This window comes from Mycolicibacterium arenosum (assembly GCF_024320865.1).
GTDB classification, from domain to species: Bacteria; Actinomycetota; Actinomycetes; order Mycobacteriales; family Mycobacteriaceae; genus Mycobacterium; species Mycobacterium arenosum.
The window spans coordinates 73,316-91,517 of the sequence record NZ_JANDBD010000008.1; the positions used below are offsets into that span (position 1 = coordinate 73,316).

An 18,202-nucleotide genomic window follows, 5' to 3' on the forward strand; every position below is an offset into this window, starting at 1 on the left:
ACAGTATGCGATGCGGCCGCGATACTCTCAACCATGGCCGCAGCGTCGGGAGGAACCGCGTGGCGCGCGCGGTTCACACTGGTCACGGCCTGTGCGGCGATAGTCGTCGCCGCGTGTTCCAGCACGGTGACCGGGGTGGCGGTGAAGGCCGCACCCGGTATCGACGACGACTCCCGCTCCCCCGTCGACGTCGACGCCGTCCTGCTCGAGCAGTCCCGTATGCGGGCGATCACGGGCGGCGGTGACGATCTCACGGTGATTCCGACCATGGACGGCAAACAGCCCGTCGACATCGACGCGCTCGCCGAGTCGGTCGCACCGCCGTGCCGCTGGTACTTCGCCGAAACCGACACCTTCGGCCCCGACGTCGAGGAGTTCCACAAAACCACCTACCAGGACCCTCCCGACGGTGCGCTGATATCTCAGGGCGCCGCCGGTTACCGCGACCCGGCGACGGCCCGACGCGCGTTCGACGGCGTCGTCGACCGGATCGAGCGGTGTCTGGAGTCGACATCGGGACGGGTGCTGCTGGGCGAGGCGACCGGCACCGTCGACGCCGTGCAGACCAGAGCCGGCGACTGCGGCCGCGACTATCGGGTCAAGTCCGTGGTCCTCGTGGAGGTGACGTACTGCCGCTACCCGGATTCGGTGCCGGACATCGTCATGGCGAACCTGCTCGAGCAGATCCCCGGCTAGTCGGCCGACCGGATGGTCGCGCTGGCGAGGACTTCGTCGCCGTCGGCGTCGGGGCGGTAGAGCACCATCGTCTGCCCCGCCGCGACACCGCGTATCGCCGACCGCAGCTGCACCACCAGCTGCTCGCCGCGCAGCTCCGCCACACCGGCCGCCAGGCCGCCGTGCGCGCGCACCTGAACCTCGCCCTCGACCGGGCGGGAGAAGGCCGACCCCGAGGTGAACACCGGGCGTTCACCCGTCAGCGTCCACACGTCGAGCTCACTGGCGTCACCCACTCGCACGGTGCCGCTGTCGGCGTCGATGGCGGTCACGTAGCGCGGGGTGCCCTCGGGGCCGGGCCCCGCGATACCCAGGCCCTTGCGCTGCCCGATCGTGAACCCGTGCACCCCGTCGTGCTCGGCGAGCACCGCGCCCGCCGAGTCGACGACGCGGCCGCGACGCATCCCGATGCGTGAGCCCAGGAACGTCCGCGTGTCGCCACTCGGAATGAAACAGATGTCGTGGCTGTCGGGTTTGTCGGCGACGGCCAGTCCGCGCCGTGCCGCCTCCTCGCGGATCTGCGGCTTGGGGGTGTCGCCGATCGGGAAGATGGCGTGCCGCAACTGATCTGCGGTCAGCACCGCGAGCACGTAGGACTGATCCTTGTCGGCGTCTACCGCGCGCCGCAGCCGACCGTCGCTCAGCCGGGCGTAGTGGCCGGTCGCCACGGCGTCGAACCCCAGAGCGAGTGCCCGCGCGGCCAGTGCGGAGAACTTGATCTTCTCGTTGCATCGCACGCACGGGTTGGGGGTCTCGCCCCGCGCGTAGGACGCGACGAAGTCGTCGATGACGTCTTCCTTGAAGCGGTCGGCGAAATCCCATACGTAGAAGGGGATGTCGAGGATGTCGGCGACGCGACGGGCATCCCCGGCGTCCTCCTTCGAGCAGCACCCGCGCGACCCGGTGCGCAGCGTGCCCGGCGCCGACGAGAGCGCGAGGTGCACGCCGACGACGTCGTGGCCGGCGTCGACCATGCGTGCGGCGGCGACCGACGAGTCGACCCCGCCGCTCATCGCGACCAGGACACGCATGATTACTTCCCGTGCCCCGCGCTGGCGAGGGCGGCATGCCTGGCACGCTCGACCGCGGCGGGCAGCACCTCGAGTGCGGCGTCGACGTCGGCGTCGGTGCTGGTGTGCCCCAACGAGAGTCGCAACGAGCCGCGCGCCGTCGCCGCATCGGCGCCCATCGCGAGGAGCACGTGTGACGGCTGGGCCACCCCCGCGGTGCAGGCCGAACCGGTCGAACACTCGACACCCTTGGCGTCCAAGAGCATGAGTAGCGCGTCGCCCTCGCAGCCGCGGAACGTGAAATGCGTGTTGCCGGGCAACCGGGCGTCGCCGACGGCACCGTTCAGGTCGACGTCGTCGATCGCGGCGAGGACACCGCCGATGAGCCTGTCCCGCAGCGCGATGACCCGTGCCCGGTAGAACTCGAGTCCGGCGACGGCGACCTCGGCGGCGGCGGCCATCGCGACGGCCCCCGCGACGTCCGGCGTACCGGATCGCACGTCGCGCTCCTGGCCTCCGCCGTGCAGTAGCGGTACACACGCGGTGTCCCGGCGCAGCAGCAGCGCACCCACCCCCGTGGGGCCGCCGAACTTGTGCGCGGCGATGCTCATAGCGGACAACCCGCTCTTCGCGAAGTTCACCGGGACCTGGCCCACCGCTTGAATCGCGTCGCTGTGCATCGGCACGTCGAACTCGGCGGCGACCGCCGCCAGGTCGTCGATCGGCATGATCGTGCCGACCTCGTTGTTGGCCCACATCACGGTGACCACGGCGACGTCATCGTGCGCCTGGAGCGCGTCCCGCAACGCGGAGGCCGACACCGCGCCGGTGTCGTCGACGGGCAGCCACGTCACCTCGGCGTCCTCGTGCTCGACGAGCCACTGCACGGCGTCCAGGACGGCGTGGTGCTCGACGGGCGACGTCACGATTCGCCTGCGCCGCGGGTCGGCGTCGCGCCGGGCCCAGTAGATGCCCTTGACCGCCAGGTTGTCGCTCTCGGTGCCACCCGCGGTGAAGACGACCTCCGACGGCCGGGCGCCCAGCAGAGCGGCCAGCGCCTCCCTGGCCTCCTCCATGCGCCTGCGTGCGGCGCGACCTGCGGTGTGCAGCGACGACGCGTTGCCGACCGTCGTCAGGACGTCCGTCATCGCCTCGACGGCAGCGGGGTGCATCGGGGTGGTGGCGGCGTGATCGAGGTAGGCGGCGTGCATGGCCCAACCAGGATACGGTCCGCGGCGAATCCGGCGGCTAGCGCCGTGGTCGCACGCCTGTCACGCCACCAGCGCGTGGTCGCCCGCCTGCCTGTTGTCCGTTCCGCGCACCGCCGCCTCGCAGCGGGCCGCGAGGTCCCGACGATCGCCTCCCGGCAGCTGCAGCGACTGGACGGCGACATGGCACACCGTGAGCCGGGCCGTGATGACCCGCCGCACAGAGTCCATCAGCGTGTCGTCGCCGATGAAGGCGGGCACCGTCGACGGTGCGCCGTTGCGGTGGTGGTAGGTCAGGCGCAGCGGCTGCACGGGTCGTGCGGCGTCCACGGCGCCCTGGAACATCGCCGGCCGGAAGCTGCCGTACCCCACCCCGCACCACGTGGTGCCCTCGGGGAACGCGACCACGGTCTGTCCGGCGCGCAACCGGTCGGCGATCGTGCGCACGACGTCGGGCAGCCTGCGCAGGTTCGTCCGCTCGATCGGGATCACCTTCATCAGCCGGGCCAGGAAGCCGAGTGCGGGCCATTCGATCAAATCGGCCCTGGCGACGAACGAGCCGGGGAGCACCGCGCCGATCACGAAGATGTCGACCCAGGACACGTGTCCGCTGACCACCAGCACACCGCGCAGGTTCCGAATCGGACCGTCGGACACCGTGATTCGCACGCCGAGGCAGCGCAGCATGATCCGGCAGTACATCCGCTGAACGCGCGACTTGCCGGGCAGCGGCACCGCCAGCAGGGGCACCGCGGCCATCAGCGTCACGACACAGCACATCCGGACCGCCGCCCGCAGGGCGACGACGGCGGGACGCGACGCGTGGGCCAGATCGGCGGCGTGACAGTGGGAACCGCAGGACGCCCGCGGCAGCCAGACGTTGTCGACGTGCTGGTGGCTGCTCATGCCTGCGCCGCCGAGCGGAGCCGGTTCAGGTAGCGCACGTCGGCGTTCCGCTTGTCCAGCAGTGCCGGGAAGTCGCCGACGCCGAAGTCCGGGTCGTGAGCGGGTTCGCCGCAGACCTTGGCCCCCAACCGGAGATAGCCGCGCATGAGCGGAGGCACCGACAGCCGGGCCGGCGGCGCGATGTCGTCGAGCCCCCTGCCGTCGATCTCGACCGGGCGGTACGGGTACACCGCGTAGTCCGACGCGTGCCGCCTGCGCACGAAGTCGCGGACGCCGCGCAATTGCGCACCGGGCGCTTCGCCGTCACCGCCCTGCACGGGCACCGAGACGCAGCCGGTCACGTAGTCGTAGCCGCAGCGATCGAGATAGGCCAGGATGCCCGCCCACATCAGGAGCACCACCCCGCCGTGGCGATGATCGGCGCGCACCACGGCACGGCCCATCTCCACCAGCGAGGGGCGCAGCTCGTCGAGCGCGCTGACCTCGAATTCGGTTGCGGTGTAGAGACCGCCGGCGGCGATGGCGCCTGGCGGCGGCAGCATCCGGTAGCAGCCCACCAGTTCCCCCGTGGTGTCGTCGCGGACCAGGAGGTGGTCGCAGAACTCGTCGAAGCGGTCGGCGTCCCGTCCGTCGCCCGCCTTCTCCAGGCCGAAACCGGGCTCGCTGGTGAACACGTCGTGACGAAGGCGCTGCGCGGCGTCGACGAGCGCGGAGTCGGTGGACAGCAACAGGGTGTAGCGCGGTCCGGAGGTTCCCGCGGTCGCGCTACCGGTCTCGTCGGCGGCTATGAGTACTGATGCGGTGCTCATAGCCAGCACGGTCGTTGAGCCGGTGATCGGGACTGCAACGGTTGCGTGTCGCGTCCGTGCACGGTGGGTGACGAGTTGTGGACGCCGATCGGCCCGGTCAACTCTCTAGCGACACCACGTTCTCGACGACCGGGTTCCGGGGAACGTCGAGGTGATTGGCTGGAAACGCGGGATCGGCGTAACCGATCGACAACCCGCACAACACCCTCAGTTCATCCGGAATGCCGAGTTGGGCGCGCAGCACGTCCGGGTACAGGGCGATGGACACCTGGACGCAGCTTCCGAGACCGCGGTCGGTCAGCGCCAGCAGCAGGGTCTGCAGGAACATTCCGACGCCGAGAGCATCGACGTCCGCGAACTCGCGATGCATGCAGACCACGCCGGCCACCGGTGCCCCGAAGAACTCCCAGTTGCGCCGCTGAGCCGCCCACCGGCCCACGGCGTCGTCGCGTGCGATACCCATGGCGCCGTAGACCAATGCGCCGCTCTCGGCACGCCGATCGGCGAATCTCGGCGGCAGCCCGGCCGACCGGATCACGGGCGGGTTCTCGTCCACTGCGGCGAGCAACGCCGTCGCCAGCCGATCGCGCCGGGCTCCGGTGGCCAGGTAGAGGTGCCACGGCTGGGTGTTGGAGTTCGACGGTGCCCGCATCGCCAGCTCGAGTGCCTCGTCCAGCAGGTGACGTGGAACGGGCCTGTCCGACAGGAACTTCCGTGTCGATCGACGCGCACGGACGACGTCCTCGAGTGTCACGCCGCCACCCCGCCGCCGTCGACGTGCAGCGTCGAGCCCGTGATGAAACTCGCCCTCGGCGAAGCCAGGAACAGCACCGCTTCTGCGATCTCAGCGGGGTCCGCGGTGCGCCCCAGCGGCAGCGCCCGCCCGAGATCGTCGTTCGTGTCGCCCCACTCCGCGACGACGCCCTCGGTCGCCGTCGGTCCTGGTGCGACCGCGTTCACCCGGACACCGGATCCTCCGAATTCCGCCGCCCAGCTGCGCGTCAACGACTCGAGTGCGGCCTTCGACGCACTATAGGTCGACGCACCCGGCACGCCTCGTGACGCCACCATCGACGTCACGTTCACGATGCTGCCCACGCCGCGACGGACCATGCCCGGCACCAGGGCGGCGACGAGGAAGTACGCGCCGCGCACGTTGGTGTCGAAGGTCCGCTCGAACGACGTCACATCCTGGTCGACCGTCATGGCGCCGGGAAAGGTCGCTGCGTTGTTCACCAGAATGTCGACGTCACCGCTGGTGTCGGCGAGCCGCCGTACTGAATCGAGGTCGGCCAGGTCCGCCGCCGCGAATCGCACGGCGCCGCCCAGGGCGGCCGCAGCCGCGGCACCTCGCGCAGCATCACGGCCGCTGATCACGACTTCCGCGCCTGCCAGCGCCAAAAGCCGCGCCGATGCCAGCCCGATCCCGGCGGTTCCCCCGGTGACCAGTGCGCGCACACCCGAGAGCTCACGTGTCACCGGGCGGCCTGCCAGTCGGCGAACCGCGTCGGGGCGAGCTCGGCACCCGCACCGGTCACCAGGCTCGAATCGTCCACCGCGGTACCGAAGTACGTGGCGGCGCTATCGACGACCACGTTCGCGTCGGCACCCAGCACCGCACGGGCCAGATCCGCGAACGACATCTTCTCCGGGCCACCGACGTTCACGATGCCGTCGACGGGGGCGTTCGACGCCACCCGAGCGACCGCGGCGGACACCTCGGCGACGGCGATCGGCTGGATCCGTCCGTCGGGGGCGTGCGCGACCCCGTCGACGAGTAGCGATCCGATGATCATCTCGGCGAACTCGTGGAACTGCGTCGCCCGCACGATCGAGTACGGGAGCCCCGAGGCGACGATCGCCTTCTCCTGCGCCACCTTGGCGCGCATGTAGCCGCTGTCGGGCAGCCCGTCCGCGCCCACGATCGACAGCGCGACGTAGTGCCCGACGCCGGCTTTCGCCGCCGCGGCGACGAGGTTGGCCGTCGACGTCGTGAAGAAGTCCAGCACCGGACCGTCCTCGAAGGACGGCGAGTTCACGACGTCGACGAGGACATCCGCACCGGCGACGGCGTCGTCGAGGCCCTCGCCGGTCAGGACGTTGGCACCGGTCGACAGCGACGCGGCGACGACGTCGTGACCCGCCGACGTGAGCAGTTCGACCACCCTGGATCCGATCTGGCCGGTGGCTCCGACAACCGTGACTTTCATTTCCGACACCTTCCGTAGTGCGTGCGCCAAGTGGTTACGAGATCAACACTGGCACCGGAGACGTCGGGGCGAACCCTGGAAAGTCCGTAGTCTCACCCCCGCCACGGTTGCCCACGAACGCGAAGACCCCGGCACCGAAGTGCCGGGGTCTCACTGCGCTCAGTGGCGAGGAATCAGGCCTTGCGGGCCTTCACCGCGTCGGTCAGCTGGGGCGTGACCTTGAACAGGTCGCCGACGATGCCGTAGTCCGCGATGTCGAAGATCGGCGCCTCCTCGTCCTTGTTGACCGCGACGATCGTCTTGGACGTCTGCATTCCGGCCTTGTGCTGGATCGCACCGGAGATGCCGAGCGCGATGTACAGCTGCGGGGACACGGTCTTGCCGGTCTGGCCGACCTGGAACTGGCCCTCGTAGTAGCCCGAGTCGACGGCCGCGCGGGACGCACCCACGGCGGCGCCGAACGCGTCGGCCAGCTCCTCGACGACACCGAAGTTGTCCTTGCTGCCGACACCGCGACCGCCTGCGACGACGATCTTGGCCTCGGTCAGTTCCGGGCGAGCGCTCTTCTGCGCGGGCTGGCGCGAGGTGATCTTCGCGGCGCCCTCCGGCTGCTCCGGGATGTCGACGCTGACGAGTTCCCCCGCGCCGTCGGACGGCTCGGCCTCGATCGAGCCGGGGCGGAGCGCGACGATCGCGACATCGGTGTTGGCCTTGGCCTCGACCGTGTAGGCGCCGCCGAACACGGAGTGCACGAACACGCCGCCCTCCTTGACACCGACGACGTCCCACAGCACGCCGGAGTAGGTCGCGGCCGCGAGCCGGCCCGCGACCTCCTTGCCCTCGGCGGTGGACGCCACGAAAACGGCTGCGGGCGAGGCCGATTCGATCAGCGACTCCAGCACGGTCACCTTCGGGGTGACCAGGTACTGCTCAGCCGCATCGCCTTCGGCGGCGTAGATCTTCGCGGCGCCGGCGGCCTTGAGCGCGTCGCTGAGGGTCTCCGCGGTGCCGGGGGCCGCCACGACGACCGCCGACGGCTCGCCGAGCGTCCGCGCCGCGGTGATCAGCTCGCTGGTGATGGTCTTCAACTTGCCGTCTGCGTGCTCGACGAGCACGAGTACTTCTGCCATGTCTTCGCTACTTTCGCGTGAATGAAATCGGGTGAGTCGGGTGGATTAGACGAGCTTCTGGGCGACGAGGTACTGCGCGATCTGCTGGCCGCCCTCACCCTCGTCGGTCACCTTCTCGCCGGCCTGCTTCGGCGGCTTGGGCGTTGCGGACTCGACCACGGAGTAGGAGTCGTCCTTGCCGACTTCCTCGCCGTCGACCCCGATCCCGGACAGCGTGAGCTGTTCGACCGGCTTCTTCTTGGCGGCCATGATGCCCTTGAAGGACGGGAACCGCGGCTGCTCGACGATCTTCTCGGAGACGCTGACGACCGCGGGCAGCGACGCCTCGACGCCGAACACACCGTCGTCGGTCTCCCGCTCGCCGGTGATCGTCGTTCCGTCGATCTCGATGGTGCGCATATGGGTGAGCTGCGGCAGACCCAGGAAGTGCGACAGGATCGCGGGGATCGCGCCGCCGACGCCGTCGCTGGACTCGTTGCCCGCGATGAGCAGGTCGACGCCCTCGATCTGGCCGACCGCCGAGGCGAGCGCCCAGCCGGTCTGGATGGCGTCCGAGCCGTGCATGTCGTCGTCCACGAGGTGGTAGGCGTTGTCCGCGCCCATCGACAGCGCGCGGCGGATGGCCGATTCGGCGGCTGCAGGTCCGGCGGTCAGGACGGTGACGTTGTCCGCCTTTCCGGCCTCCTTGAGCTGCAGCGCGACCTCGATCGCCTTCTCGTTGATCTCATCCAGAACGGGGTCGCTACCGGCCCGATCCAGCGTGAAGTCATCCGAGAGTTGGCGATTCTCGTAGTCTGGGACCTGCTTGATCAGGACCACGATGTTCGTCATGGGTGTGCTTCGTCCTCCTCGTTGAGGCCGTTAGGCGGCCTGAAATGTCACGATTCTCGCTATGACCAGCATGTTACTCGTCGGTAACTGCAGTGCTAACGCAGAGTCACCATAACCGGTCCCCTTTCGCATCTTGACTCACCGAACAGCCCGTGAACAGTTGCCGAGCGGGTGATAAACGCCACTACTGCGTTAGCCTGCCTGTGCAATGAGCGCATATTCAGCAGACCTCCCTCTCACCGGCGAGCGCACCGTGCCGGGCCTGGCCGAGGAGAACTACTGGTTCCGCAGACACGAGGTCGTCTATCGGCACTTCGCTCCGCGCTGCGCGGATCGCGACGTCCTGGAGGCGGGTTGCGGTGAGGGTTACGGCGCCGACCTCATCGCCGGCGTCGCCAACCGGGTCATCGGGCTCGACTACGACGAGGCCACCGTCGCGCACGTGCGCGCCCGCTACCCGCGCATCGAGATGCACCACGGCAATCTCGCGAACCTGCCGCTGCCCGACGAGTCGGTCGACGTCGTGGTGAACTTCCAGGTCATCGAACACCTTTGGGACCAGGGCCAATTCGTGGCCGAGTGCCGTCGGGTGCTGCGTCCCGGCGGCGTACTGCTCGTGTCGACGCCCAACCGCATCACCTTCTCCCCGGGCCGCGATACCCCGCTCAACCCGTTCCACACCCGCGAGCTCAACGCCCAGGAGCTACGCGAGCTGCTGACCGACGCCGGTCTGAGCGTGGACGCGGTACTCGGCGTCTTCCACGGTCCGGGACTGGTCGCCCTGGACCGCAAGTACGGCGGCTCCATCATCGACGCGCAGATCGAGCGCGCCGTCGCCGACGCTCCCTGGCCCGACGACCTGCTGACCGATGTGGCCGGGATCGCGACCGACGACTTCGAGCTGGTCGACGCCTCGTCCAGGAACATCGACGACAGCCTCGACCTGGTGGCGATCGCGGTGCGCAGATGAGCGAGCAGCCCGCGCCACCCCCGGTGCCGGGCATGTTCACCCTCGTCCTGCACACCCACCTGCCCTGGCTCGCTCACCACGGTCGCTGGCCGGTCGGCGAGGAGTGGCTGTACCAGTCGTGGGCAGCGGCCTACCTGCCCTTGATGCGGGTGCTGCGCACGCTCGCCGCAGAGGGCCGCGGCCACCTGGTGACGCTCGGCATGACGCCGGTCGTGACCGCTCAGCTCGACGACCCGTACTGCCTCGAGGGCATGTCGCACTGGGTCGCCAACTGGCAGCTGCGTGCACGGGAGGCGACCACGCGACTGGCCTGCACGGCCGACGAAGGTCCCTACGCCGCACCGGAGGCCATGCGCGCGTTCGGCATTCGCGAGTACGACGAGGCGGGCCGCGCGCTCGAGGAGATGGCCGTCGAGTGGCGCCACGGCGGAAGTCCACTGCTACGGCAACTGATCGACGCCGAGACCATCGAACTGCTCGGCGGCCCACTCTCGCACCCGTTCCAGCCGCTGCTGAACCCACGACTGCGCGAGTTCGCGCTGCGCGAGGGTCTCGCCGACGCCCACCAGCGATTCGCGCACACCCCGCGGGGCATCTGGGCACCCGAGTGCGCGTACGCCCCCGGCATGGAGAACGGTTACGCCGCAGCGGGAGTGACGCATTTCATGGTCGACGGCCCCTCGCTCCGCGGCGACACCGCACTGGGCAGGCCCGTCGCGGATTCCGACGTCATCGCGTTCGGACGCGACCTTCAGGTGAGCTACCGGGTGTGGTCGCCGAAGTCGGGCTACCCCGGCCACGCCGCCTACCGCGACTTCCACACCTACGACCACGTCACCGGCCTCAAACCCGCCAGGGTCACCGGGCGCTCCGTGCCGTCGCAGGACAAGGCGCCCTACGACGCCGAGCGCGCCAGCCACACCGTCGACCAGCACGTGGCCGATTTCGTCGACGTGGTGCGCAACCGACTGGCCGCCGAGAGCGACCGCCTCGGCCGGCCGGCGCACGTCATCGCAGCGTTCGACACCGAACTGTTCGGACACTGGTGGCACGAGGGTCCGATCTGGCTGGAGCGGGTCCTGCGCGCGCTGCCCGCGGCAGGCGTGCGGGTCGGCACGCTGGCCGATGCCGCCGCCGACGGTTTCGTCGGCGCCCCCGTCGAATTACCGCCCAGCTCATGGGGTTCCGGTAAGGACTGGCAGGTGTGGTCGGGCGAGCAGGTCTCGGACTTCGTGCAACTGAACACCGAGGTCGTCGACGTCGCACTGGCATGCGTCGACAAGGCGCTCGACCAGAACGCCGCGGTCGGCGCGCCCACCCCCCGCGACAGGGTCGCCGACCAGATCCTGCGCGAGGCGCTGCTCACGGTGTCGAGCGACTGGCCGTTCATGGTCAGCAAGGACACCGCCGCCGACTACGCCCGCTACCGCGCCCACCTGCACGCGCACGCCACCCGCGAGATCGCCGATGCGCTGGCGGCCGGCCGCCGCGAGCAGGCCGAGCGGCTCGCCGACGGCTGGAACCGCGCCGACGGCCTGTTCGGGGCGCTGGACGCCAGGAGGCTGCCGCGGTGAGAATCCTGATGGTGTCGTGGGAGTACCCGCCGGTCGTGGTCGGGGGCCTCGGCAGACACGTCCACCACCTCGCGGTCGCGCTCGCCGAAGCCGGCCACGAGGTCGTCGTCCTCAGCAGGCGACCGACGGGCACCGACCCGAGCACGCACCCGTCGACCGACGAGGTCAGCGAGGGCGTTCGGGTGATCGCCGCCGCGCAGGACCCGCACGAATTCGACTTCGGCACCGACATGATGGCGTGGGTCCTCGCGATGGGCCACGCGATGGTGCGCTCCGGTCTGGCGATCAAGACGAACGGCAGGCGGGCGGGCAAGCCGTGGCGGCCCGACGTCGTGCACGCCCACGACTGGCTGGTCGCGCACCCGGCCATCACGCTTGCCGAATACTTCGACGTACCACTGGTTTCCACGGTGCACGCCACCGAGGCGGGTAGGCACTCCGGCTGGGTGTCCGGCCCCATCAGCAGGCAAGTGCACGCCCTCGAATCGTGGCTGGTGCACGAATCCGATTCGCTCATCACCTGTTCGCATTCGATGAGCGACGAGATCACCGAGCTCTTCGGACCCGGCCTCGCCGAGACCCGCGTCATCCGCAACGGCATCGACGCCGCACTCTGGCCGTTCGCCGAACGTGCGCCGCGCAGCGGCCCGCCTCGGCTGCTGTACCTGGGCCGGTTGGAATACGAGAAGGGCGTGCACGAGGCCATCGCCGCGCTGCCCCGGATCCGCCGCAGTCATCCCGGCACCACGCTCACCATCGCCGGCGACGGCACGCAGCAGGACTGGCTCACCGAGCAGGCGCGAAAGCACAAGGTGCTCAAGGCGATCGAGTTCGTCGGCCGCGTCGATCACGACCGTCTGGTCACGTTGTTGCACGACACCGACGCCGCGGTGCTACCGAGCCACTACGAGCCGTTCGGCATCGTCGCCCTCGAGGCGGCCGCGACGGGTGCGCCGCTGGTGACGTCGAACGTCGGCGGACTCGGCGAGGCCGTCATCGACGGCGAGACCGGAGTCTCGTTCCCGCCACGCGACGTAGCCGCCCTCGCACGGGCGGTGCGGACCGTGCTCGACGATCCCGCCGCGGCGCAACGAATGGCGATCGCTGCGCGCACCCGCCTCACCGCCGACTTCGACTGGGGCACCGTGGCCGCGGAGACCGCGCAGGTCTACCTGGCCGCGAAACGCGGTGAGCGCGAACCACACCGGCGCCGGCTGATCGTCGAGCAGGCACTTCCCGACCGGGGTTAGCGAGCCGCCTTCTTGCGCTCGATATCGGCGAGGTTCGCCGCCAGTTCGGCGCGCTGTGCGGCGGAGGCGTCCCACGCGACCTTGCGGTTCTTGACCACCTTCGCCGGTGCGCCGACGGCGATCGAGTAGTCCGGGATCTCGCCCTTCACCACGGCGTGCGAGCCGAGCACGCAACCCTTGCCGATCGAGGTCCCGCGCAGCACCGTGACCTTGGTGGCGACCCAGGTGTCGGGGCCGATGCGGACCGGGCCCTTGATGATGCCCTGGTCCTTGATCGGCAGGTCGATGCTGTCCATCTTGTGGTCGAAGTCGCAGATGTAGCACCAGTCGGCCATCAACACCGAGTCGCCGATCTCGATGTCCAGGTAGGTGTTGATGACGTTGTCGCGGCCGAGCACGACCTTGTCACCGAAGCGCAGCGAGCCCTCGTGGCAGCGGATGGTGTTCTTGTCGCCGATGTGCACCCAGCGGCCGATCTCCATCGTCGACAACTCGGGAGTCGCCTGGATCTCCACGCCCTTGCCGAGGAAGACCATGCCCCTGGTGATGATGTGCGGGTTGGCGAGCTTGAACTTCAGCAGCCGCCAGTAACGCACCAGGTACCAGGGGGTGTACGCCTTGTTCGCGAGCACCCATTTCAGCGACGCCCTGGTGAGGAACTGAGCCTGACGCGGGTCGCGCAACCGTGATCCGCGCCAGCGAACGTGAATCGGTGCACCCCACATCGTCGTCATGGCCGGACAGCCTACGCGAGCAGCCGGGTGAGCCCGACTAGTCTCGATCCTCGATGACCGCTCGACGAACGACCGCACGGCTGCTGGCGGCCCTCGCCGTCGTGACGCTCCTGGCGACCTCCTGCGGCAACACCGACTCCTGGGTCGAGGCGCACCCGGCAGGTGGCTGGCCCGCGCAGTACGGTGACGCCGCGAACAGCAGTTACACCGAGGTGGCGGGGTCCGAAGCGCTGCGACTCGACTGGACGCGGTCGGTCAAGGGCGACCTCGGCGCGCAGGTGGCGCTGGGTTCCACGGGCGCCACCAAGTACCTCGCCGCCAACGCCCAGACCGCGGGCGGCTGCTCCCTGATGGTGTGGGAGTCGGACAACCACGGCCGCCAGCGCTGGTGCACCAGGCTGTGGCAGGGCGGCGGTCTCTCGAGTCCTCTCATCGACGGATTCGACAACCTGTACGTCGGCCAACCCGGCGCGGTGATGTCGTTCCCGCCCACGCAGTGGATCCGCTGGCGGAAGCCGGTGATCGGGCTGCCGCTGACGCCGCGCCTCCTGGACCCCGGCGAACTCCTGGTGGTCACGCATCTCGGGCAGGTGCTCGTCTTCGACGCCCACCGCGGTGAAGTCGAGGGCACCTCGCTCGACCTCGTCGAAGGCGTCGACCCCACCGACGCGCAGCGCGGGCTCGCCGACTGTGCGCAGGGCAGGTCCCGCTGCCCCGTCGCGGCCGCGCCGGCCTACTCGCCCGCCAGCGACATCGTCGTCGTGACGCTGTGGGAACCGGACACCGACGCCCCCGTTGTCGTGGGGTTGCGCTACCGGCCCGGCCAGACGCCGCTGCTGTCCCGTGAGTGGCAGAGCACCGACGTCGGTGGCGGCCCGCTCGCCAGCCCCGTGCTGTCGGCGGACGGCACGACGGTGTACGTCAACGGCCGCGACAGGAAACTGTGGGCACTGGACACCACCAATGGCAAGGCGAAGTGGTCCGTGCCGCTGGACTATCAGCCGCAGACGCCGCCGTCGGTCAGTCCGGACGGGGTGATCGTCGCGGGCGGCGGACCCGAAGCCAAGCTGACCGGCATCAGGGACAACGGCGACAAGGGCGAGGTGGCGTGGACGCGCGATGACGTCGAAGCGCTGTCAACCTCCAGTCGCGCGGGCGCGGACGTCGCTTACACCGTAGTGCGCGACGGAGAGGGTGAAGCCCTCCTCGTCTTCCACCCGTCGGACGGTGAAACCGTCAACTCCTACCCGCTGCCCGGCGCCACCGGGTTCCCGGTCGGGGTTTCGGTGGGCGCCGACGGGCGAGTGGTCGCCGCGACGAGCGACGGCCAGATCTACGGGTTCTCGCGGGGCTAGCACACGGGTGTGACACGAATCGTGTTGCAGGCCTGAGTCATCCACAGTCCGGGTTTCATCCACAGGTCGAATGTGCACCGTGGCGAGAGGTCCTCGACGTCCGGATAATCGAATGTATGTGCGAAGCGTTTCGGGATCCGGCGGGGATGGACGATGCCGCGCTGAATCTGTCGATCACCGGCTACGCCCGCGCCGAGGCCGCGACCGCCGGGCATCGCCTGGCCCTGATCGCGGAACTGGTCGACCGGCGGCTGGGCACCGACCTGGCCCGCAGCCGCGAGCGCTCGGCCTGCGACGCGTGGGATTGCTGTGCCGCCGAGATCGCCGCCGACCTGATCGTCAGCCACCGCACGGCCTCGGGGTTGATGTATCAGGCCCTGGACCTGCGCGACCGGATCCCTTTGACCGGGGACCTGCTGCGCCGCGGCGACATCACCCTGAAGGTGGCGGCCACCGCGTCGTGGCGCACCCAGCTGATCGTCGACCCCGACGCGCTGGCGCGGGTGGACGCCGACCTCGCCGCGGTGGCCACCCGGTGGGGCGGCTACTCCGAGCAGAAACTCTGCGACGCCATCGACGCCGCGATCGAACGCCACGACCCCGACGCGGTGCGCCGGTTCCGGACCGCGCAGCGCTCGTTGAACATCGCGTTCGGTAAACCCGACGACGCCACCGGCACCCGCTCCATCTACGGGCGGGTCAGTGCCCTGGACGCCGAACTGACCGACCGCCGCCTCGACGCCATGGCGACATCGGTGTGTCCCGAGGATCCGCGCACCCACGGTGAGCGTCGCGTGGCCGCCCACGGGATCATCAACGCCGGCGGCGACCACCTGCCGTGCCTGTGCGGATCGGCCGACTGCCCGGCCACCGGGCCCGACGCGCGCGGTAAGCACTTCGAGATCCTCGTCCTCACCGACAACCCCAATCCCGCCGACGGCCCGGCACCCGACGACGGCCCAGACGACGGGCCGAACGACGGGCCGGACGACGGTGGGCCGCGCTACGACCGCGACTACGACTGGGAACACCACTGGACCGGTGAAGCGCCACCCGAGGATGCCGAGGCGCCCGAACCACCACCCGAGGACGAGGAATCCGCGCCCGAATAAGCGGATTCCGTCACCCAGCCCGAGAGTGCCGAATCCGCAACGACTTCCGAACCCACACCCGCCCCGTGCAGCTATACCGCGATCATCGCCGGCGGTGGCGTCCTGCCCGCGGCGCTGCTGGCCGACCTGTGCCGGATGGGCGCCTCCATCCGCACCATCGCCACACCCGAAGACCTGACCGCCGAGATCCGCTACCGGCCCTCCATCGCCGCGCAGCGTCTCGTACGGGCCCGCGACATGACGTGCCGGTTCCTCGGCTGCGATCACCCGGCCGAATACGCCGACCTCGACCACACCGTCCCCTACGGCCGCCCCGGCGGGCTGACCCATCCGGGCAACATCGCCACGCTGTGCCGAAAACATCACCTGCTCAAGACGTTCTGGGTCGGCGAGGGCGGCTGGTCGGAACTACAACTCGACGACGGCACCATCGTCTGGACGAGCCCATCCGGCCTCAAACACCGCGCCCCACCGGGCAGTCGGATCTACTTCCCGAACTGGGACCCCACCACACCACTACCGGACACCCCGACACCGGTCACCGAACCGACCCCCGGCCGCGACCTGCGCATGCCCACCCGCCGACGCACCCGCGCCCAACAACGCGCCGCCACCATCGCCGCCGAACGCCGACGCAACCACGAAGACCGCCTCGCACAATGCACCGCACCGTTCTGATAAGCGGTGCCCGCTTGCGAGGGCCGATCGCCTCTGCCTCGCCGATGCCGCTGTGGTCATGGGGTTCTGCTGGGAATCACAAGGGTTTTCCCTGATTCGACAGTTCGCTGTAGGCCGTTAACTTGCTGTGAGTAGCGGGGCAACAACCTGTCGAGGGGGACAAACATGGGGCAACATCGAAAGACAACGGGGCGCACGGCGTCATCGGCTATCGCGGCAGGCTTGCTCGCGAGCGGGCTACTGCTGACGGGACCGGCAGGGATGGCGTTCGGGGCACCGCCTCCCAGCCCCGGCGGCCCCGACACGGGCGGTGGAAGCGGTGGTCCCGGCGGCGGCCCCGATGATGGCGGTAGCGGCGGCGGCCCCGGCGGGGGAGCCAACCCCGGCGGACCCGGCGGACCCAGCACCGGCCCCGACTACTCACTCCCCGGTTTCATCAACCACACTGGGCAGTGGATCGGCACAGTCGGCACCAATGCCAACCGATTCGTCGGCACCGTCGGCACCAACCTCGGCCAACTCGTCGGCACGGCGGGCACCAACAGCCAGATCCTCATCGGCACCGCCGCGAGCAACGCGGTCACGTCCATCGTCCGCGGCCAATCGAACGGCGGCTGCGTCGATACTCCGATCGCCGACGGCCCCGGACCAGACGGTCCCGGATGCAGCGGCGGCCCCGGCGGAGGACCCACTGGCTAGGCGAGGGCTGACCGACGTGTAGCACACGCGGCCGCCACGCTTCGGCATGGCGCTACGACACGGAGCGTTTTCAGCCGTTCGCCGCCATCACCTGCTCAAAACCTTCTCGGTCGGCAAGGGCGGCTGGTCCGACGAGCAGCTCGCCGACGACACCAATCGTGTGGACGAGTCGGGCCGGGTTGAAGCACCTGGCGCCGCCGGACACCCCGACACCGAACCCACCGGCCGAGAGATGCGGATGCCGACTGCACAGCGCCGTTCTGACGCTCCGGCTAGGTGATCATCGAGTCGATGGGGCCGCGCGGAACCGAGACCTCCAGCGCTCCTGCGGCTTCCGGCAGGATCTCGCCCTGGTCGAAGAAGAAGATGATCGCGTCGTTGGTGATCGCGAAGTTCTCGTACTTCGACGGGTCGAGCCCCACGCCCGGGGGGATGTCGACGGGTTGACCCAGTTGCTTGGTCAGCTCGGCGACCACCACCGGGTAGATGAGCGGATACGGCTGCGTGCCCTCGCGGAACAGCCCGGCGGCCGTGATCGGCTTGCGGAACGTCTGGTCCCAGTTGAAGGCCTTGTAGAACGTCAGCGGGTGCGCCCCGCCGACGCCCTGGTACGTCTTGAACACCACGGACTGCGACCCCCGCGGCGGCAGCGCCGAGTTGTACTCGGTGGCCGTGGTCTCGAGCTCGTAGGGCATCTCATGCGGACCAGGTGCCTTGGCCACGTTCAGGAACCCGTCGCGCGTCTGCTTGATGTAGTCGACGACGCCGTCCTGATCGGGGTAGTCGACGGGGTAGGTGATGTTCAGCGTGTACGCGGGGTCGGTCGCCGAGATGCGGCACATTCCGCTGCCGTCGAGCACTCCGGACAGGTCCGCGCACTTCGGTGGCGCCGCATGACTCACACCGACGTTCGAGACCGCGACCGTCGCTGCCGCGACAGCGGTCAGCGCCAAGGAGACAATGCGCATCTGACACCCTTCACCGAAAGCAG

The 18,202-nt window shown here is 69.6% G+C and carries 19 protein-coding genes; 8 read left to right on the plus strand and 11 right to left on the minus strand.

From position 1 onward, the window contains the following. Positions 1–33 precede the first annotated feature (33 nt). Complete coding sequence (locus NM203_RS19440) at positions 34–696, plus strand: sensor domain-containing protein (RefSeq protein WP_255061873.1); 663 nt, start codon at positions 34–36, stop codon at positions 694–696. On the opposite strand, the gene mnmA is transcribed toward NM203_RS19440, so the two are convergent. From mnmA to NM203_RS19485, 9 genes are all read right to left on the minus strand, one after another. Further along, a complete protein-coding gene (mnmA, locus tag NM203_RS19445) occupies positions 693–1,766 on the minus strand; it encodes a tRNA 2-thiouridine(34) synthase MnmA (RefSeq protein WP_255061874.1) in 1,074 nt (357 codons plus the stop codon). The two genes, NM203_RS19440 and mnmA, sit on opposite strands and share 4 nt — an antisense overlap. A 2-nt stretch (positions 1,767–1,768) precedes the next feature. Then, positions 1,769–2,956: a cysteine desulfurase family protein gene (locus NM203_RS19450; RefSeq protein ID WP_255061875.1), complete on the minus strand. Its 1,188-nt coding sequence runs from the start codon at positions 2,954–2,956 to the stop codon at positions 1,769–1,771. A gap of 60 nt (positions 2,957–3,016) precedes the next feature. After that, a complete protein-coding gene (locus NM203_RS19455; RefSeq protein ID WP_255061876.1) occupies positions 3,017–3,859 on the minus strand; it encodes a lysophospholipid acyltransferase family protein in 843 nt (280 codons plus the stop codon). Beyond that, positions 3,856–4,668, minus strand: coding sequence for a GNAT family N-acetyltransferase (locus tag NM203_RS19460; RefSeq protein WP_255061878.1), 813 nt, complete (start codon positions 4,666–4,668; stop codon positions 3,856–3,858). Before NM203_RS19460 ends, NM203_RS19455 begins: the two co-directional genes overlap by 4 nt. 97 nt (positions 4,669–4,765) lie before the next feature. After that, entirely contained in the window at positions 4,766–5,422 is a 657-nt protein-coding gene (locus tag NM203_RS19465; protein WP_255061880.1) for a nitroreductase, read from the minus strand. After that, positions 5,419–6,147, minus strand: coding sequence for an SDR family NAD(P)-dependent oxidoreductase (locus NM203_RS19470; protein WP_255061882.1), 729 nt, complete (start codon positions 6,145–6,147; stop codon positions 5,419–5,421). Before NM203_RS19470 ends, NM203_RS19465 begins: the two co-directional genes overlap by 4 nt. After that, on the minus strand, positions 6,144–6,878 hold the full coding sequence (locus NM203_RS19475) for an SDR family oxidoreductase (protein ID WP_255061884.1): 735 nt from the start codon (positions 6,876–6,878) through the stop codon (positions 6,144–6,146). The genes NM203_RS19470 and NM203_RS19475 overlap by 4 nt, the downstream gene beginning before the upstream one ends. Before the next feature lie 173 nt (positions 6,879–7,051). Then, positions 7,052–8,008, minus strand: coding sequence for an electron transfer flavoprotein subunit alpha/FixB family protein (locus NM203_RS19480; protein WP_255061885.1), 957 nt, complete (start codon positions 8,006–8,008; stop codon positions 7,052–7,054). Between the two features lie 45 nt (positions 8,009–8,053). Then, on the minus strand, positions 8,054–8,839 hold the full coding sequence (locus NM203_RS19485; RefSeq protein ID WP_255061887.1) for an electron transfer flavoprotein subunit beta/FixA family protein: 786 nt from the start codon (positions 8,837–8,839) through the stop codon (positions 8,054–8,056). Between the two features lie 208 nt (positions 8,840–9,047). Between NM203_RS19485 and NM203_RS19490 the strand changes: the two genes are divergently transcribed. The 3 genes from NM203_RS19490 to NM203_RS19500 are packed head-to-tail and all read left to right on the plus strand — an operon-like array spanning position 9,048 to position 12,633. Further along, the gene (locus NM203_RS19490; protein ID WP_255061888.1) at positions 9,048–9,809 is read left to right on the plus strand and encodes a class I SAM-dependent methyltransferase; all 762 of its coding nucleotides are present in this window, start codon (positions 9,048–9,050) and stop codon (positions 9,807–9,809) included. Further along, positions 9,806–11,383 (plus strand): 1,4-alpha-glucan branching protein domain-containing protein, encoded by a 1,578-nt coding sequence (locus NM203_RS19495; protein WP_255061889.1) that lies wholly within the window; start codon positions 9,806–9,808, stop codon positions 11,381–11,383. The genes NM203_RS19490 and NM203_RS19495 overlap by 4 nt, the downstream gene beginning before the upstream one ends. Then, positions 11,380–12,633 (plus strand): glycosyltransferase family 4 protein, encoded by a 1,254-nt coding sequence (locus NM203_RS19500; protein WP_255061891.1) that lies wholly within the window; start codon positions 11,380–11,382, stop codon positions 12,631–12,633. The genes NM203_RS19495 and NM203_RS19500 overlap by 4 nt, the downstream gene beginning before the upstream one ends. Here NM203_RS19500 and NM203_RS19505 read toward each other — a convergent pair. Further along, positions 12,630–13,367, minus strand: coding sequence for an acyltransferase (locus NM203_RS19505; RefSeq protein WP_255061893.1), 738 nt, complete (start codon positions 13,365–13,367; stop codon positions 12,630–12,632). The two genes, NM203_RS19500 and NM203_RS19505, sit on opposite strands and share 4 nt — an antisense overlap. 53 nt (positions 13,368–13,420) lie before the next feature. Here NM203_RS19505 and NM203_RS19510 point away from each other — a divergent pair, with 53 nt between their 5' ends. The 4 genes from NM203_RS19510 (at position 13,421) to NM203_RS19525 (ending at position 17,211) form a co-directional block, all read left to right on the plus strand. Next, positions 13,421–14,722 (plus strand): outer membrane protein assembly factor BamB, encoded by a 1,302-nt coding sequence (locus NM203_RS19510; protein ID WP_255061895.1) that lies wholly within the window; start codon positions 13,421–13,423, stop codon positions 14,720–14,722. 116 nt (positions 14,723–14,838) lie between these two features. Continuing rightward, complete coding sequence (locus tag NM203_RS19515) at positions 14,839–15,834, plus strand: DUF222 domain-containing protein (protein WP_255061896.1); 996 nt, start codon at positions 14,839–14,841, stop codon at positions 15,832–15,834. A gap of 135 nt (positions 15,835–15,969) precedes the next feature. Continuing rightward, complete coding sequence (locus tag NM203_RS19520) at positions 15,970–16,512, plus strand: HNH endonuclease signature motif containing protein (protein ID WP_255061897.1); 543 nt, start codon at positions 15,970–15,972, stop codon at positions 16,510–16,512. A gap of 165 nt (positions 16,513–16,677) precedes the next feature. Next, the gene (locus tag NM203_RS19525) at positions 16,678–17,211 is read left to right on the plus strand and encodes a hypothetical protein (protein WP_255061902.1); all 534 of its coding nucleotides are present in this window, start codon (positions 16,678–16,680) and stop codon (positions 17,209–17,211) included. Between the two features lie 272 nt (positions 17,212–17,483). Here the strand turns inward: NM203_RS19525 and NM203_RS19530 are convergent, their stop codons facing one another. Further along, positions 17,484–18,179, minus strand: coding sequence for an esterase (locus tag NM203_RS19530; RefSeq protein WP_255061904.1), 696 nt, complete (start codon positions 18,177–18,179; stop codon positions 17,484–17,486). Positions 18,180–18,202 lie beyond the last annotated feature (23 nt).